Source organism: Cedecea neteri, from assembly GCF_000757825.1.
Taxonomy (GTDB): domain Bacteria; phylum Pseudomonadota; class Gammaproteobacteria; order Enterobacterales; family Enterobacteriaceae; genus Cedecea; species Cedecea selenatireducens.
On the sequence record NZ_CP009451.1, the window covers coordinates 4,274,269 to 4,299,565 of the forward strand.

Annotated in this window: 24 protein-coding genes and 1 riboswitch; of the genes, 12 read left to right on the top strand and 12 right to left on the bottom strand. The window is 56.5% G+C overall.

Annotated elements, in window-relative coordinates:
• Nucleotides 1-54: 54 nt before the first annotated feature.
• Nucleotides 55-480 carry a GNAT family N-acetyltransferase gene (locus JT31_RS19760; RefSeq protein ID WP_081948202.1) on the bottom strand — a complete coding sequence of 142 codons (426 nt, stop codon included), beginning with the start codon at nt 478-480 and terminating at the stop codon, nt 55-57.
• 168 nt (nt 481-648) lie between these two features.
• Between JT31_RS19760 and JT31_RS19765 the strand changes: the two genes are divergently transcribed.
• Entirely contained in the window at nt 649-1,122 is a 474-nt protein-coding gene (locus tag JT31_RS19765) for a DUF1456 family protein (protein ID WP_008455188.1), read from the top strand.
• Between the two features lie 51 nt (nt 1,123-1,173).
• Here JT31_RS19765 and JT31_RS19770 read toward each other — a convergent pair whose 3' ends face one another.
• The 3 genes from JT31_RS19770 to JT31_RS19780 form a co-directional block, all read right to left on the bottom strand.
• Nucleotides 1,174-1,467 carry a hypothetical protein gene (locus tag JT31_RS19770; protein ID WP_235212887.1) on the bottom strand — a complete coding sequence of 98 codons (294 nt, stop codon included), beginning with the start codon at nt 1,465-1,467 and terminating at the stop codon, nt 1,174-1,176.
• 219 nt (nt 1,468-1,686) lie between these two features.
• Complete coding sequence (locus JT31_RS19775; protein WP_038481161.1) at nt 1,687-2,697, bottom strand: alpha/beta hydrolase; 1,011 nt, start codon at nt 2,695-2,697, stop codon at nt 1,687-1,689.
• Nucleotides 2,698-2,868: 171 nt separating this feature from the next.
• Nucleotides 2,869-3,798 carry a LysR family transcriptional regulator gene (locus JT31_RS19780; RefSeq protein ID WP_144244069.1) on the bottom strand — a complete coding sequence of 310 codons (930 nt, stop codon included), beginning with the start codon at nt 3,796-3,798 and terminating at the stop codon, nt 2,869-2,871.
• Nucleotides 3,799-3,869: 71 nt separating this feature from the next.
• Between JT31_RS19780 and JT31_RS19785 the strand changes: the two genes are divergently transcribed.
• From JT31_RS19785 to JT31_RS19795, 3 genes are all read left to right on the top strand, one after another.
• Nucleotides 3,870-4,871: an aldo/keto reductase gene (locus tag JT31_RS19785; protein WP_038481162.1), complete on the top strand. Its 1,002-nt coding sequence runs from the start codon at nt 3,870-3,872 to the stop codon at nt 4,869-4,871.
• A 72-nt stretch (nt 4,872-4,943) separates the two neighbouring features.
• Entirely contained in the window at nt 4,944-6,167 is a 1,224-nt protein-coding gene (locus JT31_RS19790) for an MFS transporter (protein ID WP_038481163.1), read from the top strand.
• Nucleotides 6,168-6,177: 10 nt separating this feature from the next.
• Nucleotides 6,178-6,594, top strand: coding sequence for a GlcG/HbpS family heme-binding protein (locus tag JT31_RS19795; RefSeq protein WP_038481164.1), 417 nt, complete (start codon nt 6,178-6,180; stop codon nt 6,592-6,594).
• A gap of 38 nt (nt 6,595-6,632) precedes the next feature.
• Here the strand turns inward: JT31_RS19795 and JT31_RS19800 are convergent, their stop codons facing one another.
• A complete protein-coding gene (locus JT31_RS19800) occupies nt 6,633-7,655 on the bottom strand; it encodes a LacI family DNA-binding transcriptional regulator (RefSeq protein ID WP_038481165.1) in 1,023 nt (340 codons plus the stop codon).
• Nucleotides 7,656-7,847: 192 nt separating this feature from the next.
• Between JT31_RS19800 and ascF the strand changes: the two genes are divergently transcribed.
• Both ascF and JT31_RS19810 read left to right on the top strand, forming a co-directional pair.
• Entirely contained in the window at nt 7,848-9,308 is a 1,461-nt protein-coding gene (gene ascF, locus JT31_RS19805; protein ID WP_038481166.1) for a PTS cellobiose/arbutin/salicin transporter subunit IIBC, read from the top strand.
• Nucleotides 9,309-9,320: 12 nt separating this feature from the next.
• Nucleotides 9,321-10,751: a 6-phospho-beta-glucosidase gene (locus JT31_RS19810; RefSeq protein WP_038481167.1), complete on the top strand. Its 1,431-nt coding sequence runs from the start codon at nt 9,321-9,323 to the stop codon at nt 10,749-10,751.
• An 85-nt stretch (nt 10,752-10,836) separates the two neighbouring features.
• Here JT31_RS19810 and JT31_RS19815 read toward each other — a convergent pair whose 3' ends face one another.
• The 3 genes from JT31_RS19815 to JT31_RS19825 form a co-directional block, all read right to left on the bottom strand.
• Entirely contained in the window at nt 10,837-12,969 is a 2,133-nt protein-coding gene (locus JT31_RS19815; protein ID WP_038481168.1) for a TonB-dependent receptor family protein, read from the bottom strand.
• Nucleotides 12,970-13,135: 166 nt separating this feature from the next.
• The gene (locus tag JT31_RS19820; protein WP_038481169.1) at nt 13,136-14,266 is read right to left on the bottom strand and encodes an ABC transporter substrate-binding protein; all 1,131 of its coding nucleotides are present in this window, start codon (nt 14,264-14,266) and stop codon (nt 13,136-13,138) included.
• A 121-nt stretch (nt 14,267-14,387) separates the two neighbouring features.
• Nucleotides 14,388-15,314: a LysR family transcriptional regulator gene (locus JT31_RS19825; protein WP_038481170.1), complete on the bottom strand. Its 927-nt coding sequence runs from the start codon at nt 15,312-15,314 to the stop codon at nt 14,388-14,390.
• A gap of 255 nt (nt 15,315-15,569) precedes the next feature.
• On the opposite strand from JT31_RS19825, the gene JT31_RS19830 reads away from it, so the two are divergent.
• The 3 genes from JT31_RS19830 to JT31_RS23785 all read left to right on the top strand — a co-directional run bounded on the left by JT31_RS19830 (nt 15,570) and on the right by JT31_RS23785 (nt 18,066).
• Nucleotides 15,570-16,181 carry an FMN-dependent NADH-azoreductase gene (locus tag JT31_RS19830; protein ID WP_326979621.1) on the top strand — a complete coding sequence of 204 codons (612 nt, stop codon included), beginning with the start codon at nt 15,570-15,572 and terminating at the stop codon, nt 16,179-16,181.
• A gap of 40 nt (nt 16,182-16,221) precedes the next feature.
• Nucleotides 16,222-16,626 (top strand): DoxX family protein, encoded by a 405-nt coding sequence (locus JT31_RS19835; RefSeq protein WP_038481174.1) that lies wholly within the window; start codon nt 16,222-16,224, stop codon nt 16,624-16,626.
• Nucleotides 16,627-16,702: 76 nt separating this feature from the next.
• Nucleotides 16,703-18,066 (top strand): IS3 family transposase gene (locus JT31_RS23785; RefSeq protein ID WP_144244011.1). Its coding sequence is split into 2 segments (ribosomal slippage): nt 16,703-17,180 and nt 17,180-18,066, totalling 1,365 coding nucleotides; the frame shifts between segments, so codons are not numbered across the junction.
• A gap of 53 nt (nt 18,067-18,119) precedes the next feature.
• Here the strand turns inward: JT31_RS23785 and lpxO are convergent.
• Nucleotides 18,120-19,022, bottom strand: coding sequence for a lipid A hydroxylase LpxO (gene lpxO / locus JT31_RS19850; protein ID WP_038481175.1), 903 nt, complete (start codon nt 19,020-19,022; stop codon nt 18,120-18,122).
• 218 nt (nt 19,023-19,240) lie between these two features.
• Nucleotides 19,241-19,337, top strand: a riboswitch (TPP riboswitch).
• 38 nt (nt 19,338-19,375) lie between these two features.
• Between lpxO and thiM the strand changes: the two genes are divergently transcribed.
• The 3 genes from thiM (at nt 19,376) to JT31_RS19865 (ending at nt 21,794) form a co-directional block, all read left to right on the top strand.
• Nucleotides 19,376-20,164, top strand: a complete 789-nt coding sequence (thiM, locus tag JT31_RS19855) for a hydroxyethylthiazole kinase (RefSeq protein ID WP_038481176.1) — start codon at nt 19,376-19,378, stop codon at nt 20,162-20,164.
• On the top strand, nt 20,161-20,961 hold the full coding sequence (gene thiD / locus JT31_RS19860) for a bifunctional hydroxymethylpyrimidine kinase/phosphomethylpyrimidine kinase (protein WP_038481177.1): 801 nt from the start codon (nt 20,161-20,163) through the stop codon (nt 20,959-20,961). Before thiM ends, thiD begins: the two co-directional genes overlap by 4 nt.
• A gap of 86 nt (nt 20,962-21,047) precedes the next feature.
• Nucleotides 21,048-21,794, top strand: a complete 747-nt coding sequence (locus tag JT31_RS19865) for a GntR family transcriptional regulator (RefSeq protein WP_038481178.1) — start codon at nt 21,048-21,050, stop codon at nt 21,792-21,794.
• Here JT31_RS19865 and JT31_RS19870 read toward each other — a convergent pair.
• Genes JT31_RS19870 through JT31_RS19880 form a run of 3 tightly spaced genes read right to left on the bottom strand, consistent with a single transcriptional unit; the run spans nt 21,768 to nt 25,028 of the window.
• Nucleotides 21,768-22,748, bottom strand: a complete 981-nt coding sequence (locus tag JT31_RS19870) for a PfkB family carbohydrate kinase (protein ID WP_038481179.1) — start codon at nt 22,746-22,748, stop codon at nt 21,768-21,770. The genes JT31_RS19865 and JT31_RS19870 overlap by 27 nt on opposite strands.
• A complete protein-coding gene (locus JT31_RS19875) occupies nt 22,735-23,748 on the bottom strand; it encodes an ADP-ribosylglycohydrolase family protein (RefSeq protein ID WP_038481180.1) in 1,014 nt (337 codons plus the stop codon). Before JT31_RS19875 ends, JT31_RS19870 begins: the two co-directional genes overlap by 14 nt.
• A 2-nt stretch (nt 23,749-23,750) precedes the next feature.
• On the bottom strand, nt 23,751-25,028 hold the full coding sequence (locus tag JT31_RS19880) for a nucleoside permease (protein ID WP_200882447.1): 1,278 nt from the start codon (nt 25,026-25,028) through the stop codon (nt 23,751-23,753).
• Nucleotides 25,029-25,297: the final 269 nt, after the last annotated feature.

Here is a 25,297-nt window from a genome sequence, read left to right on the forward strand (position 1 = left end):
CCTCTGGGAGAGGGCCGGGGTGAGGGGGAGAGATTATTTTCAGGAGATGAGGGGCTACTTCAGCACATAATGCAGTAAATAATACTCGCCGTCTGGCCCGTCTCCCGGCGCTTCTATATGCCAGCCGTTACGCCGATAAAACTCAATCGCGTGTTCATTTTTCGCCAGGCACTTTAACGATCCCGTGCCGGTAAATTCACTCTGCACTTTCTCCAGCAGCGCCTTGCCCGCACCCGTCCCCTGAGATTCCGGGCTGACGAACAGGTTATGCAAAAAGTTGTCCTGCACCCAGACGGAAGCGAAGCCAATGCGGTGCCCGTTTTCTTCGGCTACCCAGATGCGTTCATCCTGAGTGGAACTGTCAAAGTCTTCAAGCTGCCAGGCGCTGCTGTCCAGCCAGGGCCAGGCTTTTCGGCGGGCGTGGAGATAAAGGGTACGTAGGAAGGGACGGTCAGATTCTTGCCAAAGTCGTAGTATCAAATGGTTGCCTTTTATGAGGAAAATTCGCCCATCGAGTCTACCCTTAAGCCTGAGCGTTGCCAATAAACGGCCGCCAATGACGGGACAAGCGGATAAATCCGCCTGGTTTATGTTACAACGCGGTCGCTTCTCTATATACTGCCCGCTTTTGGACCCTGAGATTGCCCCATGTTGAATAATGACGTACTGCTAAGCGTTCGCTATATGCTGAACCTGAATAACGACGGAATCGTTAAGATCCTTGCCCTGACCGGCACCGACGTCCCCGCTGAACAAATCGTTCCGTGGCTGAAGAAAGAGGACGAAGAGGGCTTCAAAGCCTGCCCGGATCTGATCATGGCAAACTTTCTCAACGGTCTGATCTACTTCAAACGCGGCAAAGATGAAAGCAAACCGGAGCCGAAGCTTGAGCGTCGGATGACCAACAACATTATCCTGAAAAAGCTGCGTATCGCTTTTGAGCTGAAGTCCGACGACGTGCTGGAGATCCTGACCGCCCAGCAGTTCCGCATCTCTATGCCGGAAATTACCGCCATGATGCGTAACCCGGATCATAAAAACTACCGCGAGTGCGGCGATCAGTTCCTGCGCTACTTCCTGCGCGGCCTGACCCAGCGTCTGAAGCCTGCGAAAGCGGAATAAGACGATGCGCGGGTGAGGCTCTCTCACCCGCCAGATAAAAGCCTTGATGCGTTACTTTTCTGTCGGAATAATTTCCCCGTGAGCCCGGTGTTTACCGGTCCAGCTGACGGAAGGACTGCCGTCAGGCATCACCGCAATGGATAACACCACGCCCTGACCATGCGCCTCATAGAAGTTATCGTTGACCTTCTTCAACACCATCTGCTTGCCGTTGAGAAAGACCGGCCCCCCGTTATCGATATGCACATCCCCCGGCGCACCGTGCCCGTTGAACAGCGGCAGGGCGGCGTTTGCCAGGCCGCTGACCAGGCCCAGCGGCAGAATCAACTTTTTCAGCTTGCTCATCAGTCATTCACTCATCTGTCTTATCAGTAATTAATTTCATCGCGGAATAATACAATTTCTATTATTCGCGATTAGATATCTTGCGCTTTCGGCGGAGCGCCACCTTGACGTGAATCAACCAGGTCAATGTCGGCAGATGAATTTTTTTGCACGATCGATGACGGCAGCTGAAGTCCAAAGGGGATAACTGCCGTTACCCCCAATTCTACCGCGCTGGGCTTAGTTCAGGTGGGCACGAAGCTCGCCTGCGGCCTGGGCAAGAGCGGTGCGCACGGTCGGCTCTTCGCTAATTGCGTTCAGCAGGCCGTAATCGTGGATCATGCCATTATAGCGGGTGACGGTCACCGGTACGCCTGCGGCGTCAAGCTTGCGACCAAAGGCTTCGCCTTCATCGCGCAGTACGTCGAGTTCCGCCGTCTGAATCAAGGTTGGCGGCAGGCCTTTCAGCTGCTCGCGGCTGGCTTGCAGCGGAGAGGCGAGAATATTGCGGCGATCGCTCTCTTTCGTGGTGTAGCTATCCCAGAACCATTTCATCATGTTTTTACTCAGGAAATAGCCGTTTGAGAACTGGTTATAGGAGCCGGTATCAAAGCGAGCATCGGTCACCGGCCACAGCATAACCTGGTAGCGAATCGCCGGGGTATGCTGGGCTTTGGCCTGTAGCGCTACGGCGGCAACCATATTCCCGCCCACGCTGTTCCCGGCCAGCGCCAGGCGGCTGCCGTCTACGCCAATTTCGCTGCCGTGTTCGGCAACCCAGCGGGTGGCTTCATAGGCCTGATTGATGGCAACAGGGAAATGCGCTTCCGGCGACGGGGTGTAGTTCACGAACACCGCCGCCGCGCCTGACTCAGAGACTAAATCACGCACCAGGCGCTCGTGGGTCTGGAAGTCGCCCAGCACCCAGCCGCCGCCGTGGAAGAACATAAATACCGGCAGCGTGCCGCTGGCGTTTTCCGGCTTAACGATGGTCAGCGTCAGGGGTTTTCCGCCAACGGTAATTGTCTTTTCAGAGACCTCGGCGGCGGGCAGTTTGGCCCCTTTCTGGGCGCCGATCAGTACCTGACGCGCGGCCTGCGGGGTGAGCTGCTCGATGGGTTTACCGCCACCGCTGTTTAAAACGGAGAGGAATTTACTCACGCCAACCGTCGGGGCAGGCGCATCGGCGGCGAAAGCAGAGGTAAGGCTTGAGGCGGTTAAACCCATGGCTATCAGTAATGAGCGTGACATATTATCTCCTTTGCGATTGTATCGCGCGCTATTTAATTGGGGCTGAAGCGCCGTAATGTGGCGCTGACTGCGGATGAATTTAAATAGTGCGCTATGTTATTGCAAGCTATTTAATTCCGGTAGCACGAAGGAGAATGTTTAGTAATTGATTATTAACATGAAATATTTATGTCAGTACAGCGTGGCCTCGCGCATCATCTCGATAAGCCTTCTCAGGCCAGGATGAAGCTGCCTGCGGCTCGGGTAATACATCACCATCGGCTCGTCTTCACAGACCCATTCCGGGATAACCTGCACCAGCTGGCCGCTTTCCAGCAGAGGGCGAACTCGTACGTCCAGGCAATACGCCAGGCCAAAGCCGTTTAAAGCGGTGTCGATGATCATTTCACTTTCGTTAAGAATCAGCGAACCGGGCACATCCAGCGCCAGCGCCTCTTTGCCCCGGTTAAGCTCCCACTTGTAAAGCGTGCCGTTGCCGAGCCGCATGCGGATGCACTGATGCCCAAAGAGATCGTTCGGGTGAGACAGGGGCAGGTGAGCGCTATTTTTCAAATACTCGGGCGAGGCGACAACAATCCACCGGAGCTTGCGCGTCACCGGCATGGCAATCATATCTTTGGGGACGCTCTCGCCGTAGCGAATCCCGGCGTCATAGCCGCTGCCGATAATATCGACCAGAGTGTTGTCGACGGTTATTTCCATCTGAAGCCGTGGATACAGGGACATAAATTTCGCCAGCACCGGGGCAAACAGCAGCTGCGCGGCGTCTCGCGGAATATTAATCCGCAGCCGCCCGACCGGGGATTCACGGTAATGATCGAGCTCATCGAGCGCCATGCGGATATGGGAAAAACCGGTTTCCAGGTGGCCAAGCAGGGCTTCGCCGGCGTCGGTTGGCACCACGGAACGGCTGGTGCGGTTGAGCAGGCGAACCCCGAGTCGTTCTTCCAGCCCGCGCATGGTATGGCTCAGCGCCGAGGTGGAAACGCCCAGCTCGGAGGCCGCCAGGCGGAAGCTTTTGCGGCGGCAAATAGTTAAAAAAACGTTGAGATCGGCAAGCTCGCCGCGGACCGGAGCAGGCATAAAAGTGGCCTTCGTCATCAAGGGTTCGTTGAAATTAATTCAACTTAACATGAGTTATTATAAGTTCACAGAACAGACAGGGGTAAATCATGGCAATCGAAACGATTCACATTGCGGGCATCACCGAGCCGGTCAGCCGTATCGGCCTGGGAACGTGGGCCATTGGCGGCAGCATGTGGGGCGGCAGCAACGACGAGCAGTCGATTGCCACGCTGCATGAGGCGCTGGAGCGCGGCATCAACCTTATCGACACCGCGCCCGTTTATGGCTTCGGGCATTCGGAAGAGGTGGTGGGCAAAGCGCTGGCAGGCCGCCGTGACAGGGCCATTATTGCCACCAAGGTGGCGCTGGACTGGGACGATGCAGGCCGCGTCACGCGCAATTCCACGCCGCAGCGCATTCGTCAGGAAATAGAAGACTCGCTCCGCCGCCTGCAAACGGATTACATTGACCTGTACCAGGTTCACTGGCCGGACGATTTGGTGGCGATTGAGGAAACCGCACGCGTGCTCGAAACGCTACACCAGCAGGGGAAGTTCCGCGCGCTGGGCGTCAGCAACTATTCGCCAGTACAGATGGATCGGTTCCGCAGCGTGGCTCCGCTGGCGACGATGCAGCCGCCGCTGAACCTGTTTGAACGTGGCGAAACAGAAACGGAGCTGCTGCCGTATGCGAAATATCACCAGATGGTCGTGCTGGCCTATGGCGCGATTTGCCGTGGCCTGCTGTCAGGCCGAATGACGCCGGAAACCGTATTTGGTGAAGGCGACTTGCGCAGCTTCGATCCTAAATTCCAGCCGCCGCGCTTTGCGCAGTATCTGGCGGCGGTCGAAGCGTTGAAGGCCTTTGCTGAAGCGCGTTACGGCAAGAGTGTGATGGCGCTGGCGCTGCGTTGGGTTCTCGATGCGGGTCCAACCATCGCGCTGTGGGGCGCTCGCCGTCCGGAACAGCTAAACGGGGTGGAAGAGGTTTCCGGCTGGACGTTGACCGCCGAAGACAAACGCGACATCGACGCCATTTTAGCTGAGCACATTAGCACGCCGCTGGGGGCCGAATTTATGGCGCCTCCGCACCGTAAAACATCGCTTTAGTACTCTCTCGCGCCCCGAGCGAATCCGCGCCCGGGGCGTATTTTGTTGTTCACCTGCACAAGTTAAAAAACTATGTCATCACTTAATGAACAGGCCCAGGAACGAGGGGCCGATACGGTTTCCCTGTCGCGTTCGGGGCTGCTGAAAGCGCTGTTCGCGCTCGGCATGGGCGGCTTCGCCATCGGTACCGGCGAATTCGTTATCATGGGATTGCTGCCCGATGCCGCTAACGGGCTGCACGTTTCCATTCCTTCTGCGGGCCACCTGATCAGCATTTACGCGCTGGGCGTGGTGGTCGGTGCTCCGCTACTGGCTGTGCTTGGCGCACGCATGGCGCGGCGAGATTTTCTTATTGCCTTGATGGCAATGTTCGCCGTCGGCAACCTGCTGAGTGCTTTTGCGCCCGGGTACTACTCGATGATGCTGGCGCGTTTTCTGGCCGGTTTCCCGCACGGCACGTTCTTTGGCGTGGCAGCATTGCTGGCGGCAAGCCTTGTTGAACGTTCGAAGCGTGCGCAGGCGGTGTCGATGGTGCTGCTGGGCCTGACAATCGCCAATTTACTGGGCGTACCGGCGGTGGCGGCCATCGGGCAGCTGTTCGGCTGGCGCAGCGCGTTTGCTATCGTGGGTGGTCTTGCCGTATTGACGCTGATTCTGGTGTGGGCCTGGGTTCCCTGGCGTGCCGGGGATAAAGATGCCAGCCCGCTGCGTGAGCTGACCGCGCTGACCCGTAAGCAGGTACTGCTGACGCTGGCTATCGGCGCCATTGGCAGCGGCGGGATGTTCTCCGTCTTCAGCTACGTCAAGCCAACGATGCTGGAGCTGGCGCACCAGTCGGTGGGCATGATTCCGGTGATCCTGTCGATGTTTGGCCTGGGTATGATAGTCGGCAATATCGTCGGCGGTCGCCTGGCGGATCGCGGACTGGAGAAAACCGTTCGCCTGCTGCTGATTTGGGCGATCCTGGTGCTCAGCGCATACGTTTATACCTCGCATTATCCGTGGCTTGGTGCGGTAACCGTGATGCTGGTGGGCACCATGGTGTCGCTCTCCTCGGTGCTGCAAATTCGCCTGATGGACGTTGCCGGTGATGCGCAAACCATGGCGGCAGCGATGAACCACTCGGCGTTTAACATTGCCAACGCGCTGGGCGCCTGGCTTGGCGGGGTGACTATTTCAGCCGGGTTTGGCTGGGAGTCCACCGGCTGGGTCGGTGCGATTCTGGCGGTCTTCGGCCTGCTTATTCACACCTGGGCGGTTATGGACGCCAAAAAACATCCCCCGTTAGCCCATTAAGGTTTCTATCGTGACGGTCAGTTTAGCTCTTGCAGAAGCGCTGCTCGCCAGCGTAAAAACGGCGGTAGAAACTCACCGCTTTCCACCCGTTTCAGCCGTGGTGCTGGACGGCGGCGGCCATCTAACGGCCTTTGCCCGTATGGACGGGACTTTCCTGGCCACCATTGATATCGCCATGCGCAAAGCACGTACGGCGGTGTTGTTCCAGGCCAACAGCGAAGACGTGGGCATGAATTTGCATCCGAACGGCCCTGCCTATTCGCTCGAGAACAGCAACGGCGGACTGGTGGGCATTGCCGGCGGTATCCCGCTGCGAAACGCTGAGGGCGTGGTTATCGGCGCTATTGGCGTGTCGGGCGCCACCAAAGAGCAGGATGGGCAAATCGCGGCTTTTGCGGTGGAGGCAGTGTCAGGTAGCCGTGCTTAAATGACCAAAGGAGCGAATTTCGCTCCTTTTTCTTTAACTCATTTTTGCTGAAAATAAGGACCTTTCCCTACGGATTCGCGCACGATCATCTCTGAACTGTACAAGTTATCTTTTGAAAAATACCCTCCGTCCAGCATCGCCGTCAGGCGGTTAATTACCTCATGGATCATCTCGCTCACCGGCTCTTTCACGCTCGACAGCGGGGGGGAGAGAAAAGCCCCGGTCGGGACATTATCAAAGCCGATAACGGAAACATCGCCTGGCACCGACAGGCCAGCCTGACCGAGCCTGCTGATGGCGCCGATAGCCATCTCATCGTTGCTGGCGACCAGGGCGCTGAAGCGCTGCTTCGTGGAGAGCAGGTGTTCAACGCCAGAAGCGCCGCTGGCGGGCGTCCATTTCCCGGTGGCAATCAGTGCTTCTCGCACCGGCAGCCCCGCCTGTTCAAGCGCCTCGCGGTAGCCAGCAAGGCGCTCTCTTGCCGTCGGAGAATCAAGCACGCCGGTAATAAAAGCAATGTCCCGGTGGCCCTGCTCAATCAGATAACGCGTGGCGTTGAAGCTGGAGCCTTTATGATCGCAGCAAATACAGTGGCTTTGGTGTTTGCGCAGCTTACGGTTCATCACCATGATCGGCTGCCTGTGCCGTTCAATCAGCTCGTCCATCTCATCCACGCTGAGAAAACGGGGATAAACGATTACCGCATCGCAGTGTAAATCGAGCAGGAACTGCACCGCCGCCTGCTCTTCGTGGGCGCTGTGTTTCCCGTCGGCGAGGATCAGCTGCCGCCCGCTGGCCTCCAGCTTTAGCGCGGCCTGGGAAAGCAGTTCGCTAAAATAATTCCCGCTGTACAAGGTGTTGGTCACCACCAGGCCAATGTAGCCTGATTTGCTGGTCGCCAGGTTACGCGCCAGCAGGTTTGGCCGGTAGCCCGTTTCCTGAATCGCCTGGTAAACCTGCGTTTTGGTGGCCTCGCTCACGTAGCCTTTCCCGGACAGCACGCGCGAAACGGTCGCCTTTGACACGCCTGCTTTTTTCGCCACTTCCTGCATTGTCGACATGAGGGCTTCCCGTAAGTTCGTCATTTCTGACCATTTTACACATTTCACCGTCGGGACGCAGCGTAGGCTGTATTTCGACATGAATCACAAAATTTGATCGCCAAAAAAATAATCATTGTGATCTGATTTTTAACTAAACATGATTGTGTGGAACCGGTTACCTACGAAATCATAACAAGAGAGTTTCACCTCATGGCGAACAAGTACGAGGCAGTATCCCGACAGATTGTCGAGGCTTTAGGCGGGGCGGAAAACGTGGTGGCGGTGACCCACTGCATGACGCGGTTGCGCTTTGTTTTGCGGGACGACGCGAGCGTCGATAGCGCCAGGCTGAAGGCGATTTCCGGCGTGCTGGGCGTGGTAAAGAACGACCAGCAGTGCCAGGTCATCATCGGTAATACGGTTTCTCAGGCCTACGCCGAAGTGCTGAAGCATTTGCCGGAAGGGGCCGGAGACAGGCCGCAGGCAGGGGCAAAGGGCAAACTGACCCTGAAACGTATCGGGGCCGGTATTCTGGATGCGCTGATTGGCACCATGTCTCCGCTTATCCCGGCCATTATCGGCGGCTCGATGGTAAAGCTGCTGGCGATGATCCTCGCGATGACCGGGCTGTTTGAAAAGACCTCCTCCACGTTGATTATTCTGAACCTCATCGGCGACGGCGCTTTCTTCTTCCTGCCGGTGATGGTGGCGGCTTCCGCCGCCGTGAAGTTTAAAACCAATATGTCGCTGGCGATTGCTATCGCCGGGGTGCTGGTGCATCCGGCATTTATTGACCTGATGGCAAAAGCGGCGCAGGGGCAGGCGGTTGATTTTATGGGTATTCCCGTGACCGCCGTGAAATACACCTATACCGTTATTCCCGCGCTGGTAATGACCTGGCTGCTGTCGTACATCGAACGATGGATTGACCGTATTACGCCTGCGGTGACCAAAAACTTCCTTAAGCCGATGCTGATCGTGCTGGTTTCCGCCCCGATAGCGATTTTACTGATTGGGCCTTTAGGGATCTGGATCGGTAGCGGGATTTCTTCGCTGGTGTATACCGTGCACGGCTACCTGGGCTGGCTTTCCGTTGCCATTATGGGCGCGATATGGCCGCTGCTGGTGATGACGGGTATGCACCGCGTGTTTACGCCGACGATTATCCAGACCATCGCTGAAACCGGCAAAGAAGGTATGGTTATGCCGTCTGAAATTGGTGCCAACCTGTCGCTCGGCGGCTCCTCTTTGGCCGTTGCCTGGCGGACTAAAAACCCGGAACTGCGTCAGACAGCGCTTGCTGCCGCCGCGTCGGCAATTGTGGCCGGCATTTCTGAACCCGCACTTTACGGCGTGGCGGTGCGGCTGAAACGCCCGCTGATTGCCTGCCTGATTAGCGGCTTTATTTGCGGTGCCGTAGCCGGTATCGGCGGCCTTGCCAGCCATTCCATGGCCTCTCCGGGGCTTTTCACCAGCGTGCAGTTTTTTGACCCGGCCAACCCGATGAGCATCGTTTGGGTTGTGGCGGTAATGATTCTGGCCGTGGTGCTCTCGTTTATTACTACGCTTATTCTTGGGTTTGAAGACATTCCCGTTGAGGACGCTAAAGCAAAAGAGCAGGGCAGCAGCGCGGCATTTGTACCACCAGATAATGCAGTAAAAACACTTTAAACAGAGGTAAAAATGGCTGAGACAGCTTTTCCAAAAGGATTTTTATGGGGCGGCGCTATTGCGGCTAATCAGGCTGAAGGCGCGTATCAGGCAGGCGGGAAGGGGCTGAGTACCGTCGACATGATCCCGCATGGCGAAAACCGCCTTGGGGTTAAACTCGGGGTGGACAAGCGCTTTGAGCTGCGCGCCGATGAGTTCTACCCCAGCCACCAGGCCATAGATTTTTACCATCGCTACAAAGACGACATCGCGCTGATGGCTGAAATGGGGTTTACCGTTTTCCGCACCTCTATCGCGTGGAGCCGTATTTTCCCTAAAGGTGATGAAACCACGCCGAATGCGGAAGGCATCGCGTTTTACCGTGATATGTTCGCCGAGTGCAAAAAGCACAATATCGAACCGCTGGTCACGCTGTGCCACTTCGACGTGCCGATGCATCTGGTGCAGGAATACGGCTCATGGCGTAACCGTAAAATGGTGGAGTTTTTCAGCCGCTACGCGCGCACCTGCTTTGAAGCGTTCGACGGCCTGGTGAAATACTGGCTCACCTTCAACGAAATCAACATCATGCTGCACAGCCCGTTTTCCGGCGCCGGGCTGGTGTTTGAGGCAGGTGATAACAAAGAGCAGGTGATGTACCAGGCCGCGCACCATGAGCTGGTCGCCAGCGCGCTGGTCACCAAAATTGCGCACGAAGTTAACCCGCAAAACCAGGTTGGCTGCATGCTGGCGGGCGGTAATTTCTATCCGTACAGCTGCAAACCCGAAGACGTTTGGGCGGCGCTGGAGAAAGATCGCGAGAACCTGTTCTTTATTGACGTGCAGGCGCGTGGGGCTTATCCGGCCTATGCCGCGCGCATGTTCCGTGAGAAAGGCATTGAGATTGTCACCGAGCCTGGCGACAACGAAATCCTGAAGAACACCGTCGATTTTGTCTCCTTCAGCTATTACGCCTCACGCTGCGCTTCGGCAGACATGAACGAGGGCAACACCAATCCGGCGAACATCATTAAATCGCTCAAAAACCCGCACATTACCTTCAGCCAGTGGGGCTGGGGCATTGACCCGCTCGGCCTGCGCATCACCATGAACATGATGTACGACCGCTATCAGAAGCCGCTGTTCCTGGTGGAAAACGGGCTGGGCGCGAAGGATGAAGTGAATGCGAAAGGGGAAATCAACGACGACTACCGCATCAGCTATCTGCGCGAGCACATTAAAGCGATGGGCGAGGCAATTGAGGACGGTATTCCGGTCATGGGCTACACCTCGTGGGGCTGTATTGACCTGGTGTCGGCTTCAACCGGCGAAATGAGCAAGCGCTACGGTTTTGTGTACGTTGACCGTGATGATGAAGGAAAGGGGACGCTGGCGCGTACGCCGAAGAAGTCGTTCCACTGGTATAAGAAGGTGATTGCCAGCAACGGCGGGGATCTGGAGTAGTTTTCCCCTCCCACCAAAGCGTGAGAGCGTCGTACCTATTAATCCCCTCTCCCTTTCAGGGAGAGGGTTAGGGTGAGGGTCTTTATCAGAACGCCAGAGAACCCTGCACGAAGAAGGTGCGCGGTTCGCCTACGTATTTACCGGAGTTATTGTCGTTTGAACGCGTGTAATAACGCTGATCGAACAGGTTTTTAATCCCGGCACCCAGCTTCAGGTGAGACAGCGACGGCCCGAAGTCGTACTCGCCGCGCATATTCCACACCATATAACCTGCGATGTTACCAAACTGCCCGTCCGCGCTTTCGTCGGTGATGTAGTTCGGCCCGGTACCCGGAGAGCTCTGTTTAGACTGAGCAAAGCTGTCCAGATTCCACACCCAGTTTCCGGTCGCGTAGCGCGTACCCACGGTGTAAACCTGACGAGAGTAGAACGGCAGGTCTTTACCGGCGAAGTCGCCTTTGTTGCTAGTGGCTTTGGTATAGGTGTAGGTGGTGTACACGCTCACGCCGTCCAGCGCACGGTTTACTTCGCTCAGGTCGTAATTCAGCGCCAGTTCGAGACCCTGATGCTTGGTCGCGCCGAGGTTCGTCCAGCCCACGATATTGTTGATGTACTGCAGCTGATCGTTGAAGTCGATGTAGAACAGCGTTGCTTCGGCTTTCAGCGATGTATCGTCATAGCGGGTACCGAACTCATAGGTATGCGCTTTTTCCGGGGTCAGGCCCGCTGCCGGCTGGTTGCCGCTGCCGCCACGGGTCAGCTGGAAGTACTGCATGCTGCCGAAGGAAGTGCTGGCGTTGGCGAACAGTTTCCAGGCGTCAGACATATGGTACATCACGCTAATAGAAGGCAGCGGCTCGCTGTAGGTCTTCTCGCGGTCGATGTTCTGGAAGGAATCACTGGTGTGCGTTTTGATGCTTTCATAGCGCAGGCCCGGCGTAATCGTCCAGTTGCTGACGTTAATCGCATCATCAATATAGAAGGCGTTAGCCGCGGTACCGCCGGAGCTGTGCTGGTAGTACTCGCTCATGTCCGGTTTGGTGAAGGTTGTCGCCGGGTCATACGCTTTTGGCGTGCGGTAACCCTTCTCGTCCGACGTTTCGTTCAGGTAGCGGTAGCCCAGGGTGACCTCGTGAGACATATCCCAGAAGCGGAAGAGCTGGGAATAGGTTGGCTCAATCGCCCAGGTCGAGTAGTTACGCGGCGCGGAGTTCAGCGTGCGTTTGTTGCCCTTGAAGTACTCCAGGTCGCTGCTGCGGTAGCTGTCGGTGAAGTAGGTCAGGACTTCCAGCTTTTTGTCGTCTTCGGTGTGCTTGTATTTGAAGGACATGTCCTTGCGGCGGCCTTCAAAACGGTCCCAGCGGCGGTCAGACTGGAAAGGATCCTGCGCATACTGCGCGGTAGTCAGGCCGCCCGGCATGCCGGACTGCGCTTCATAGTAGTGGAAGTTAGCCTGCAGCTCATCGCGATCGGTGAAGTTATATTTCGTCTTCAGCATGAAATCGTCGATGTCGGTATTGTCGTTGCTCTCGCGGTAGCCCTGGCCGTGCAGACCGGAGTAAAGCAGCTCTGCACCAAAGCCGTTATCCGCCGTGCCGCCCACGGACGCGCTGGTCAGCGTCTTCAGACCGCCGTGGCTGGCGCCCTGAGTCTGCGCGCTAACGGTGCCGCCGAACTCTTTTGGAATGTCGCGGGTAACGAAGTTAATCACGCCGCCCACGTTTTGCGGTCCATAACGCACTGCGCCGCCGCCGCGAACCACGTCAATGGATTGAATATTGCCCGTGCCCAATGGCGCCATGGAAAGCTGTGGCTGGCCGTATGGCGCAACCGCTAGCGGAACGCCGTCCATCAGGATAGTGGAACGTGGAGACAGGCGAGAGGTCAGGCCACGAATGCCCACGTTGAGAGAAATGTCGCTGCCGCCGGTACCGTTGCTGTCACGGACCTGGACGCCTGGAATGCCCTTCAGCGCATCGGCAAGCGTCTCTGAGCCTTGCTCACGAAGCTGCTGCTCGGTGACGATTGAGCGTGCGCCTGGGTGGTTAAGCAGCACGGTGCTGGTGTCAGGATTATCCAGCCAGTTGCCGACCACGGTAATGTCGTCAGCAGGTTTTTCTGCGGGAGCTTTATCTGTTTGGGTTTTGTCAGCCGCGAGAGCTGGCAGCGCAAATGCTATCGCGCTTGCCAGGAGAGAGACACGAAAAAGGGGGCGCATCATCATTCCTATAGAATATGGGGTTGTTGTTATCAGTTTTTTTGGAAATGACAATCTTAATGATAATTATTTTCAAGTAAATAGTTTTGTTGCGGAATAATTCGGGATAAGGCAAAAAGTAAGCAAAAAAAACCGAGCTGTTGATTCAGCCCGGCATGTTTTTGATTTATGGGGTAACCCAGAAGACGCCGCTGTAGTCCAGGGCGGTAAACTGCTTGTGAACCTGCTCGATGTCGGCCTGTGGATCGATGTCCTTGAACAGGTCCGGGTGCAGGAACTTAGCGATAGTTTCTACCGCAATATAGTTCAGCGGGGAGTCATAGAACTGGTGGTAAATCGCCATGACGCGTTTCTCTTTGACTGCCGTCAGCACGTTAATCCCGGTGCGGTTCATTAGCCCTTTAAGCTTTTGCTCGGCCACGGCTTTGTCGGCCATATAACCCAGCGGTACCGCTTTAGGCGCGCGGTTGCCACGGTTCCAGTCGGCACCGGTCATCAGGTAGAAGTCCGGGTTGCTGGTGATAACCTGCTCGGTATTTACCTGGCCGCTCATTTCCGGGAACAGTTTGCTGCCCACGTTGTTGCCGCCGGCGGTATCAATAAACTGGCCGTAACTGCCTTTACCGAAGGTCTGGCAGCATTCATCGCCGCGAATACCTGCCGCACGCTCAATAAACACGCTCGGACGCTGCTCTGGTTTCAGCGTGGCCACGCGCTCGCGCACCAGGTTCATCCGCTGCTGGTAGTGCTGAATAAAGGCGTCCGCGTTTTTCTGCTCATCAAACACTTTGCCCAGCAGCTCGATGCTCGGCAGGGTATTGGTCAGCGGCTGCTGGCGGAAGTCGATAATCAGTACCGGAATGTCGACTTTTTCCAGCTGGCTCAGCACGCCGCTGTTCTTCAGCTTAGCCAGCACGCCGATGTCAAAAATGATCAGATCAGGCTGTAAGGTAACCGCTTTTTCGACGCTGAAATCCGTGTAGTACGGATTTTCAAACATCGTGATTTTACTCACCTGCGGGAATTTTCTCGCGTAGGCATCCGCCAGGTCAGGCGCTTTGGTTTTCAGCGAGTTATCCCAGGCAATAATATTTTCCAGCGGATCCTTCGGATGAATAATGTTGAGCGCCAGCAGGGCTCGTGCATCCGCCAGCATCACGCGTTTGGCCGGATGCGGCAGCGTAACTTCCCGACCCGCTACGTCGGTAACAACAATCGGTGCGGCCTGGGCAGCACAGCTCAGCAACGCAACGGCAGCGAGCAGCCAGCGAGCTTTGGCGGTAAACACTGTGAACATGGATGACCTTCAGAACGGGAAAATTTAGGAAGGGAATGATAATCGATCTCATGATGTTTGGAACGGGGCGGCAGGAATTTTTCTGGTTACCAAAGGGGGCCCACCGGCCGATCGTTCGCCGCTAGTCTTTAAGCCGGCTGGCGGCCAGCTTAGCCGGGCAGAGGTTTTTAAGCCGCTCTATCAGCCAGCGTCCGGCCGGGCCTGGCGGAGAGGCAATGGGGTAGACGCCAAACATCGGCAGCGCGAGGCCGCCGGGCGGTACGTCCTCAATGTTCAACCGCACCAGCCGTCCTTCGCTGATATCCCGCTCCACAACGTGTGACGGCATGCTGCCCCAGCCCAGGCCGTCGAGCAAAAAGGCGTGTTTGGCCAGCAGATCGCCCAGTCGCCAGGTGGAAGGGGACATCACGCCAAACTCTTTGCCTTTGGAAAGTTCGGAGCGGTCGGTCAGCACCAGCTGTACGTGTTTGGTCAGTTCTGACTTTGGCACGATGCCTTCGAACTGTGCCAGCGGATGGTCGGGAGCGGCGACCATCACCAGCGAGACCCCGGTCAGGCGCTCTCCGGTTAACGATGCGGGCATATCCGGCAGTGAACCGAGAATGCCAATGCCCGCGCTGCCGTTAAGCACGGGCTTATAGCCGCCGCCAAGCGCCTCAACAAACAGGCGCAGCGGCGTGCCGGGAAACTGTTCGCGGAAGGCTTTTGCCGCCGAAGTCATTGCCTCCAGCGGGAAGAAAACGTCCACCACCACCGAGAGTTCCGATTCCAGCCCTGACGACATGCCCCGTGCGCGGGCCTTCATAAAATCAACGCGAGAGACAATGCCACGGGCATCGGCCAGCAGTACTTCACCCTCGGGCGTGAGCTTCGGATACCGGCCAGAACGGTCGAACAGCTGCACGCCAATTTGCGCCTCCAGCCCCCTGATCAAATCGCTTATCACCGACTGGGCCCGATACATTTTGCGGGCGGCCGCGGAAAAGCTGCCTTCGTCGACGGCGGCAATAAACGTGCGAAGTTGGTCCAGCGAAATACCGTCCAGCATTGTGATTCCTGCCTGACTGTGAAGGGGTGAAGCGCAATATAGCGCCTCGCGCTGGCTTTGTCATCGGCGATGATGTATCGGCTGGGTCGATGGATTACATCGAAATATAACGGCTATTCGGGTGGATAAGGCGGTGGCATAGTGACTGCCATGTTCAGCGAATCCTGAAGATTGAGCTCCGCTATGTTAACGGCTTTTAAAAAACTTTTTACGCGCTTATCCCCTAAACAAAGCTCTATTTCTGAGGCCAAAACCATGTCGACTATTCTGCATATTGATACCAGTGTTCTGGGAGGTTATTCCGTCAGCCGCCAGCTGTCGGCGGAGATTGTTGCCCGCCAGAAAACGCTGCACCCCGGCGCGACCGTGATTTACCGGGACCTGGTTCAGGCCCCGGCTCAGCACCTGTCGGATAAACACATTGCCGCTTTCCAGGGGGCTGAAGTGACCGACGCGGCGCTGGGCGAAGACCTGGCCGCCGGGGGGGCGTTCATCGACGATCTGTTCGCTGCCGACGTGATTGTTATTGGCGTGCCGATGTACAACTTCTCCATTCCTTCCCAGCTCAAGGCGTGGATTGACCGCGTTTGCGTGGCCGGGCGTACCTTCCAGTACGGCGCCAACGGCCCGGAAGGCCTGCTGCCAAAAGGCAAAAAAGTGTTCATCGCCTCTTCACGCGGTGGTCAGTACACCGGCGACAGCCCGGCGGCCTTCCTGGAGCATCAGGAGTCTTATCTGAAAGCGGTTCTGGGCTTCATAGGCCTGACCGACGTGACGATTATCCGTGCTGAAAACTTAAGCCGTGGCGATGACGCGAAAAATGCCGCGCTCGCCGATGCCAAAGGCCAGATTGCCGCGCTGTCCTGATAGCGACAACGCGCATCAATCAACTTAACGGGAAATCCGGATGGACAGATACGCTACTAACTTCGCGACCTTGGGTCGCATCGTGATTGCTGCGATTTTTATCGTCAGCGGATTGGGGAAAATTGCTACGCCTGAGGCGACGCAGGGCTATATTGCCTCGGTAGGGCTGCCGTTCCCGTTACTCGGGTATCTTATTGCCCTGGCGGCTGAGGTGGGAGGCGGCGTTCTGCTGCTGGTGGGTTACCGTACGCGGTTGATTGCGGCCTTGCTAGCGGTGTTCACCGTAGCAACAGCGGTGTTTTTCCACCACAACTTTGCCGACCAGAACACCCTGCTGCACTTCCTGAAGAACCTGATGATTGCTTCGGGCCTGCTGCAAATCTCAGCGCTGGGAGCGACCTCTCTGAGCTTTGATACGCGCCGCCTGCAGCGTCAGTTGCGGTAACTCGTTTAACGTAAGGCCTCAATTATGGACTGCACCCCAAAAGTTGGACACCCAACTGAGTAAGGTGCAGTTTTTTATGGCAAAGCCAAAATATTCCCTCGAAACCAGATTAGCTGTAGTCAAACACTACCTTGCCGGAAAAGATGGAACACATCGTACCGCTGAACGTTTTGGTGTTGAAAGAACATCAGTGCGACGCTGGGTAAGAGCCTGGCAACTCCACGGTATTGATGGTATTACCTGGAAAAATGACCGCCATTCTCCGGCGTTCCGGATTGCTGTCGTACGCACGGTTCTCGCTGAAGAACTTTCGATGCGCGAAGCTGCCGCACGGTTTAATATCTCCACTGAAACCGTTGTCCGGCACTGGGTGAATGTCTACAAAGACGCAGGTGAAAAAGGACTTCTGAGCATAAAACCTGGCCGGAGCAAGGACATGACAAAACCCAAAAAAACACCTCCACTTACCGATGCTGCGCTGGATAAGTTATCTCCCGAAGAGTTGCGGGCTGAACTTCGTTACCTGCGAGCAGAGAATGCCTATCTAAAAAAGCTGAAGGCCTTAGTTCAAAGCGAGAAAAACGGCGGAAAGCCGCAATAATCAACGAACTAAGGCTGGAGTATGCGCTCAGTGATCTTCTTCGTGCAGCGGGCATGTCCCGCAGTACGTGGTATCACAATATCAATGCGCTGAAGCGAGCAGACAGGCATGCCGGGCTGAAAGCCAAAATCAGAGAGATTTATCACTATCACAAAGGGCGTTATGGCTACCGCAGGATCACGCTCTCGCTGAGAAGGCAGGGTCTGCTGGTGAACCATAAAACTGTACAGCGGCTGATGGCAGAACTGTCGCTCCGCTCTCTGATAAGGGTGAAGAAATATCGTGCCTGGAAAGGGGAAGTGGGCAAGGCTGCACCCAATATCCTGGGCCGGAACTTCGGGGCATCGAAAGCCAACGAAAAATGGGTCACGGATGTCACCGAGTTCTCAGTACAGGGTAAAAAGCTGTATCTGTCGCCGGTTCTCGATCTGTTTAACCGGGAGATTATCTCCTACAGCCTGTCGGAAAGGCCGGTGATGGAGATGGTTAATAGCATGCTGCGCGATGCGTTCCTGAAGCTCAGCCCGGAAGATAGCCCCTTGCTGCACACGGATCAGGGCTGGCAATATCGAATGGCAGGATATCAGGCAAGGTTAAAGGCACAGGGCATGACACAAAGTATGTCGCGCAAAGGAAACTGTCTGGATAATGCGGTGATGGAGAACTTCTTCGGCACACTGAAATCGGAGTGTTTTTACCTGAACAGGTTCAGCGATCTGAATGAACTGAGGAAGGCGATAGAGGACTATATCCATTACTATAACAACGAGCGGATCAGTCTGAAATTAAAAGGCCTGAGTCCGGTAGAATACCGAACCCAGACCCCGATAGCCGCTTAACATGAACTGTCCAACTTTATGGGGTCAGTCCATTAAGGGGCCTTACGCTTTGATTAAAACGCCCGCCAGATAAGCACCGCAATCCCGCCAAACAGCAGCCATTTAACGATGTAGTACACCGTCTTATTCCAGCTTTTGAGCTTCTTGCCGACGATACGAATCTGATAGATGTAACGGAACGCGCGGTTAATGCCGCCGATGCGGTCATTTTCATCGTTAGGCGCCGACGCGGCGCTCATCAAATTGCGTCCCAGCCAGTGATTGACCGCCTGGGCCCAGCGGTAACGCATCGGTCTTTCCACATCGCAAAACAGGATCAGGCGATTCTCACCGCTGGTATTTTCCGCGTAGTGAATATAGGTCTCGTCAAACAGCACGCCTTCGCCATCTCGCCAGCTATAACGCTTGCCGTCCACTTCAATAAAGCAGCGATCGTCATTGGGGGTTGCCAGCCCCAGGTGGAAACGCAGCGAACCGGCGTACGGGTCGCGGTGACGCGGCAGGCGGCTGCCGTCGGGCAGGGTGGCGAACATCGCGGCCTTGATGGACGGAATCGCATGCAGCAGTTCGGTAGTTTTTGGGCACAGCAGGCTGGCCGACGGGTGGGCGTTTTCATACCACTTCAGGTAAAAGCGTTTCCAGCCGGTTTTAAAGAAGGAGTTAAAGCCGGCATCGTTAAATTTGTCGGCGGCTTTTATCTGCTCCAGCTTTTGCAGGTGAATACCTTCTTCGCGAATAACCTCCCAGTTATCACGTAAAGTGACGAGTTCGGGAAACGTTTCCGGCGTTAAGTAAGGCGTATTCGGTACTCGGGAAAAGAGGTACATAAAGCCGTTGAGCGGGGCGGTAAACGTAGAGTGGTCCGACAGCTGCCGCCAGAAGCGAAAGCGAACCCGGCCGCGATAATGCACATAGGCCACTGAAATAATAATGATGAGCAAAATGATATATTTCATATTGTTTTATCTAACCACTATGATTTTGAACATCCCTGCCGGGCGAAAGGCCCAGACTGCCATAAACGCACCTTTGCAAAGGCGCTGAAATAGAGCTTAGCAGCGGTTTTAGCGAAGTAAATGTTGCCCCTGAACAAGTTCTGGGCTTGTTTAAAACAAGGGGGGCTGGCATCATTCTTAGCGTGGTTAACCTGTAGAGTTAATCACAACACATTGATTTAAATGACTCGGGGTGCCCTTCCTTGTGAAGGCTGAGAAATACCCGTACCACCTGATCTGGATAATGCCAGCGTAGGGAAGTCAGATGCCTGTCCGGTATCCCTTCTTTCACGCCGGACAGGAGCCTTACCTTGATGCAACCTGACCTGCTACCCGGCGCGACTGCCGCCTCTGTTTTACACCAACTCCGTCAGCATTCTCCGCTGATTCACTGCATGACCAATGACGTGGTGCAAACCTTTACCGCCAACGTGCTGCTGGCGCTGGGCGCTGCCCCGGCCATGGTGATTGAGGCCGAAGAAGCGGCGCAGTTCAGCGGGCTGGCGAGCGCGCTGCTGATCAACATCGGCACGCTGACTTCAGAGCGTGCAGCTGCAATGCTGGCTGCCATTCATGCCGCCAATAATGCCGGAACGCCATGGGCGCTCGACCCGGTCGCTGTCGGAGGTCTGGCTTTCCGTACACGCTTTGCCCGCGAGATAATTCAACTGAAACCAGCGGCTATTCGTGGCAACGCCTCTGAAATCCTGGCGTTAGCGGGGGAGCAGGCCGGAGGGCGCGGCGTGGACAGCACCGACGATGCGCTTTCTGCTATCCCGGCAGCGCAAAAGCTGGCGCGGGAAACCGGGGCGGTGATTGCCGTGACCGGCGAAATTGATTACGTCACAGACGGAGAGAGAACGCTTGCCGTTAACGGCGGCGGAGAGCTTATGACGCGCGTAGTCGGCACCGGTTGCGCGCTTTCCGCCGTGGTTGCTGCTTGTTGTGCTTTACCGGGCGACAGGCTGGACAACGTTGCCAGCGCCTGCCGTTTTATGTCGCTGGCCGGTGAGCAGGCCATCGCTGCCAGCCGCGGGCCGGGAAGCTTTACGCCCGCTTTCCTCGACGCGCTTTATCATCTGAACGCGGAGGTCCTGGCATGAAGCGAATCAATGCTCTGACCATCGCCGGAACCGATCCAAGCGGCGGCGCGGGGATCCAGGCCGATCTGAAAACCTTCTCCGCGCTCGGCGCCTACGGCACGAGCGTGATCACCGCGCTGGTGGCGCAAAACACCCGTGGCGTGCAGTCCGTTTATCGCATCGAGCCTGAGTTTGTGGCGGCGCAGCTCGATTCGGTACTCAGCGATGTGCGTATAGACACCACAAAAATCGGCATGCTGGCAGAGGCCGATATCGTTGAGGCCGTCGCAGAGCGCCTGGCGTTTTACAAGGCACCGAACGTAGTGCTGGACACGGTGATGCTGGCGAAAAGCGGTGATCCGCTGCTGGCCCCATCTGCGATAGAAAGCTTACGCCGCAGGCTGTTACCGCACGTTGCGCTGATTACGCCTAATCTCCCGGAGGCCGCAACGCTGCTGGATGCGCCTCATGCGCGCAGCGAAAAAGAGATGCGCGAACAGGGTGAAGCCCTGCTGGCGATGGGCTGCGAAGCGGTGTTGATGAAGGGCGGGCACCTGGACGATGAAGAAAGCCCGGACTGGCTGTTTACCCGCCATGATGTGCAGCGTTTTACCGCGCCTCGTGTACAGACGAAAAACACCCACGGCACCGGCTGCACTTTATCTGCCGCGCTGGCTGCGCTGCGCCCTCGTCATGACGACTGGGCGCAAACCGTAGCCGCTGCAAAAGTCTGGCTGTCCAAAGCGCTGGCGCAGGCCGATTCTCTCGAAGTCGGGCACGGCATTGGCCCGGTGCATCATTTCCACGAATGGTGGTAACTGTCGGTTAAGCGAGAAGTTTTTAGCCAGCATAATACCAATGGTACTATACTGGCTTCATCTTCCTTGCCGGACAATTGCGCACCATGGAACAGGCCCATCACCAGTTAGTTGAACAGCTAAAACAGCGCTTTGCCGCCCCGGATAACGTCCCTCTGTACCTTAAATTTGTCGAAACGGTGAAAAACGCCGTGCGCTCTGGGCAACTGCCCCAGGGCAATATCCTGCCGGGCGAGCGCGACCTCAGCCAGCTTACCGGGGTTTCACGGATTACGGTGCGCAAGGCGATGCAGGCGCTGGAAGATGAGGGCGTGGTGACGCGTTCGCGCGGCTATGGCACGCAAATTAATGCGACGCTTGAGTATTCGCTGAAAGAGGCCCGAGGGTTTTCGCAGCAGGTGGTGCTGCGGGGCAAAAAGCCGGACACGCTGTGGGTTAACAAGCGGGTGGTGAAATGCCCGGCGGACGTTGCGGAGCAGCTGGCGATCCCGGCGGAAAGCGAAGTCTTTTTACTCAAGCGTATTCGCTATGTGGACGAAGATGCGGTGTCTATCGAGGAGTCTTACGTGCCGGCAGGCTTAATTGCCGATCCGGATGAGATTGGCGTCTCGCTGTACGACTACTTCCGCAGCCAGAATATTATTCCGCAGCGCACGCGCAGCAGGGTCAGCGCCAGAATGCCGGACAGCGAATTCCAGACGCATATCAAGCTGGAAACGCCGGTGCCGGTTTTGGTCATCAAACAGGTGGCGTTCGATCCGCAAAACCGGCCCATTGAGTACAGCATCAGCCACTGCCGCAGCGATTTATACGTTTTCGTCTGCGAGGAGTAGGGACTGTTCGAGCTGCTCGAGTTCAGGCGCGCAGTCGCCTCCGCGATGGCCAACCACATAGCTGGCAACCGCATTACCCAGGCTAACCGCTTCTTCCAGACTCCAGCCTGCCGCCAGGCCTGCCAGCGTGCCGCCCGCGTGGCTGTCGCCCGCACCGATGGTATCGACGACGGTGGTCGGGAACGGTGCGGCGATGCCCATTTGTTTGCCGTCGGCGAACCAGGCGCCTTCTTTATCTAACCGAACGATCAGCGGACTGGCGTAGCGGGCCAGCCAGGCGTGGCAGATAGCTTCGATATTGTCAGGATCAACGTCAAGCCACTCCGCAACGATGGTGGCTTCCTGGCGATTCAGCGAAACAATCGGCCTGCAGGCCATGATCCTCGCCAGCAGCGGCTGGGCAATATCGGCAATGCGCGGGCCAAAGTCGATAAACGGCGTGATGTCGCGAAGTGATTCCAGCCAGCGGACGAGCAGCTCAGCGCCCGGCCCGGCGAGCTGGTAGCCGGAAAGCGACAGCAGCGTGCCGGGCGAGATAACCAGAGCATCAAGCCAGGCCTGATTCCACTGATGCTCCACGCCGCGAAAAGACATAAAGGTACGTTCTCCGTCGGGCTCAACCAGCGCCAGGCACCAGCCGTTATCTCCCGCATCGGTATGAATTTCGCTGCGGATTTGCTGTTTTTCGAGGCTGTTGCGAATAATATCGGCCCAGGTACCCTGGCCAATCGGCAGCGCGTTCTGCGAGGCTATGCCCAGGCGCGACAGCGTAATGGCGATGTTCAGCGCGCAGCCGCCGATGTTCACCCCCTGCTGATGCAGCTCAATATCACAGCCCCGCCACGGCAGGGCGTAAGCGTCGGCGATGACGTCAATCACCGCCGAACCGAGCACGCAAACCGGGCGCTGAGCGTTAAGCCGGGGCAGCTTGCTTAGCAGCTCATTTGGCTTCATGACTGGCCTCTCTTTGCTGGCGGTAAGCCATAAAGATTCGGCTGTAGCGCGTGAAGTCGAGCTGGTTCTCTTCATCCAGCTCCTGCTTTAACGCCGGGTCGATGCTTTCCACGCCGTTAAGGGCGCCGCAGATGGCGGTTGCCATTGCGCCAATGGTGTCGGTATCTCCCCCGAGGTTTGCGCACAGGATCGCGCAGCGGTTAGGGTCAGTTTTCGCCAGTTCGACCATCGCGATGGCGGCCGGTACGGACTCAACGGTGCTGGTGCCGGTGCCGACCAGCTGGTAAATCTCCTCCATGGCGGATTCGGTACCGCGTGCTTTCCGGGCTACGCCCAGCGCAAGCTCCAGGCGTGCAGCGAGGGAAGCGCTGAAGGTGGTTATCTTTTTTTCCTGCGCGTGGCGGGCAACGGAAGGCAGTTCATCGCAAATTGTCTGCCAGCTTGCGCCGTCAATCGCGCGGGAAATTGCCCAGGAAATCACCACCGCACCGGCGATGGCTAAGTCCGACTTGTGCGTTGGGCTTGAGGCCAGCGCCACTTCGGCCACAAACTGATCGAGATTGGCCGTAGGCAACATACAGCCCAGCGGGGAGGCACGCATTGCCGCGCCGTTGGTGACGCCATTGTTTTCCAGCTCGCTCACCGGCGTGCCTTGTTTAATCGCATTCAGGGCTATTTTCGACGTCGGGCCGAGCACGTTTTTGTTAAACGCATCGAACCCTTCGGCCCAGGCCAGAATATGGCGGCCAATGGCGTCCGGGTTTATCGCACCGTGGTGCTCGATGATGGCATCCGCCAGCGCCAGCGCCATCGAGGTATCATCGGTAAACTTAGCGCGGGCAAAGTAACAGGCGGCGTTATTTTCTGCCGGGCCCGGCAGGAACCGGTCTATCCAGCCGAAGTGCGCCTTCACGCGTGAGCGCGGCCAAAGTTCGGACGGCATGCCCATTGCATCACCTAACATCTGGCCGTAAAAGGCTCCCAGAATACGATTTTCCATTTTTACGCTTCCTTCAATACTTTTTCAGATTCATCCCCGGCAACGGCGATGGTAGCAATCTCTTTGTCCGACTCGCGGAAGAAGACCATGAACAGCACGGCGATAACGGCAATCATTATTGCGCCAAAGCCCCACATCCCCGTCCAGTTAAAGGTCTGGCCGTTCACCGGCGAGGAGTAAGCAAACATTTTTTCCATCATTTTGCCGCCGAGGCTGTAGCCCAGCAGACTACCGAAGCCCTGGCAGCAAAGGGTGATCAGCCCCTGCGCCGCGGTACGCATATACACCGGTGATTTCTTGTCTACGTAAATGTAGGCGGTGACGTAGTAGAAGTCGTAGCTCACGCCGTGCAGCAGGATGCCGAGGAACAGCAGGCCGTAGGTGAACAGGTGTGACGCGTCGCCGTAAACAAAGAAGCCGTAGCGAATGGCCGCCGTGACCAGACCAAGCAGTAAGACCTTTTTAATACCAAAACGCTTGGTGAAGAACGGCAGCGCCAGCATAAAGAAGATTTCGGAGAACTGGCCGAGGGTCATCCAGCCGGTGGCGTTGTGCATGCCGACTTCGGTCAGGTAGCCGTTGGCAAAGATGTAGTAAAACGCCAGCGGCATAGCAAACAGGAACGAACAGAAGAAGAAGACCAGGAAATTTTTGTCTTTGAGCAGCACCAGCGCGTCGAGGCCCAGCATCACCTTCAGGCTTAATTTACCGGTACTTTTTGGCGGCGTATCTGGCAAGAAGAAGGCGAACACGCCTAAAACAACCGAGCTGATAGCGGTAATCAACAGCGGCACGTTGGTCGGAGAAATATCGCTGAAGCCCATCATCTGTGGCAGGAAACCGCACACGATCCCTGAGGCAATCCAGCCGATGGTGCCCATCACGCGAATACGCGGGAAGTCACGTTCCACGTCGTCAACGTTGGAAAACGCGATGCTGTTGGTGAGCGCAATGGTCGGCATATAGGTCAGCGAGTAGGCCAGCAGCAACGGGAAGAAGTAGACAAACTCCGTTTGCTGCGCGGCCAGATACATCAGCCCGGCGCCGACGAACATCAGCAGCGCCAGCACTTTCTGGGCGGCAAAGAAGCGGTCGGTCAGCGAGCCAACCAGGATAGGCGACAAAATAGCAGCGATGGCGGTGCAGGCGTAGGACCAGCCGATTTCACCGGCGGTAAAACCACTTTTGTTGAGGAACAGCCACAGGGGCACAAACCAGGCGCCCCAGATAAACCATTCGATAAACATCATGAACGAAAGGCTAATCGTTGTACGTTTCATGCTCAGGACCTTCATGACAGGTGTAGGGTGTGCCTTAACCATACCAATGAATAATACCTTTTAAATACCTTTGAGTCGATTCTATGATCGCCCTTGCAAAAATAGCCGGGGTGGCCACCTGGCTTTACTCATGGAAAGGGTGCAAAAGTGCGCCTGAACTGGCGAATCCGCGCCTTGGGTACCAGGCTTAGTGCTGCCCGGTTTTTTGACCCGGCAGAACAGGATTATTCATGCGCAGCGGGCAGGGTGCTCGCTGCCCTTACGGGAGC

Bases quoted from the DNA above. Each gene is read 5' to 3' on its own strand.
- JT31_RS19820 (WP_038481169.1), bottom strand. From the start codon at position 14,266: ATGTTCACAGTGTTTACCGCCAAAGCTCGCTGGCTGCTCGCTGCCGTT.
- JT31_RS19780 (WP_144244069.1), bottom strand. From the start codon at position 3,798: ATGACGAAGGCCACTTTTATGCCTGCTCCGGTCCGCGGCGAGCTTGCC.
- JT31_RS19800 (WP_038481165.1), bottom strand. From the start codon at position 7,655: ATGTCGACAATGCAGGAAGTGGCGAAAAAAGCAGGCGTGTCAAAGGCG.
- thiD (WP_038481177.1), top strand. From the start codon at position 20,161: ATGAAGCGAATCAATGCTCTGACCATCGCCGGAACCGATCCAAGCGGC.
- JT31_RS19825 (WP_038481170.1), bottom strand. From the start codon at position 15,314: ATGCTGGACGGTATTTCGCTGGACCAACTTCGCACGTTTATTGCCGCC.
- JT31_RS19790 (WP_038481163.1), top strand. From the start codon at position 4,944: ATGTCATCACTTAATGAACAGGCCCAGGAACGAGGGGCCGATACGGTT.
- JT31_RS19765 (WP_008455188.1), top strand. From the start codon at position 649: ATGTTGAATAATGACGTACTGCTAAGCGTTCGCTATATGCTGAACCTG.
- JT31_RS19815 (WP_038481168.1), bottom strand. From the start codon at position 12,969: ATGCGCCCCCTTTTTCGTGTCTCTCTCCTGGCAAGCGCGATAGCATTT.
- thiM (WP_038481176.1), top strand. From the start codon at position 19,376: ATGCAACCTGACCTGCTACCCGGCGCGACTGCCGCCTCTGTTTTACAC.
- ascF (WP_038481166.1), top strand. From the start codon at position 7,848: ATGGCGAACAAGTACGAGGCAGTATCCCGACAGATTGTCGAGGCTTTA.
- JT31_RS19875 (WP_038481180.1), bottom strand. From the start codon at position 23,748: ATGGAAAATCGTATTCTGGGAGCCTTTTACGGCCAGATGTTAGGTGAT.
- lpxO (WP_038481175.1), bottom strand. From the start codon at position 19,022: ATGAAATATATCATTTTGCTCATCATTATTATTTCAGTGGCCTATGTG.
- JT31_RS19770 (WP_235212887.1), bottom strand. From the start codon at position 1,467: ATGAGCAAGCTGAAAAAGTTGATTCTGCCGCTGGGCCTGGTCAGCGGC.
- JT31_RS19870 (WP_038481179.1), bottom strand. From the start codon at position 22,748: ATGAAGCCAAATGAGCTGCTAAGCAAGCTGCCCCGGCTTAACGCTCAG.
- JT31_RS19830 (WP_326979621.1), top strand. From the start codon at position 15,570: ATGTCGACTATTCTGCATATTGATACCAGTGTTCTGGGAGGTTATTCC.
- JT31_RS19835 (WP_038481174.1), top strand. From the start codon at position 16,222: ATGGACAGATACGCTACTAACTTCGCGACCTTGGGTCGCATCGTGATT.
- JT31_RS19785 (WP_038481162.1), top strand. From the start codon at position 3,870: ATGGCAATCGAAACGATTCACATTGCGGGCATCACCGAGCCGGTCAGC.
- JT31_RS19880 (WP_200882447.1), bottom strand. From the start codon at position 25,028: ATGAAACGTACAACGATTAGCCTTTCGTTCATGATGTTTATCGAATGG.
- JT31_RS19865 (WP_038481178.1), top strand. From the start codon at position 21,048: ATGGAACAGGCCCATCACCAGTTAGTTGAACAGCTAAAACAGCGCTTT.
- JT31_RS19810 (WP_038481167.1), top strand. From the start codon at position 9,321: ATGGCTGAGACAGCTTTTCCAAAAGGATTTTTATGGGGCGGCGCTATT.
- JT31_RS19775 (WP_038481161.1), bottom strand. From the start codon at position 2,697: ATGTCACGCTCATTACTGATAGCCATGGGTTTAACCGCCTCAAGCCTT.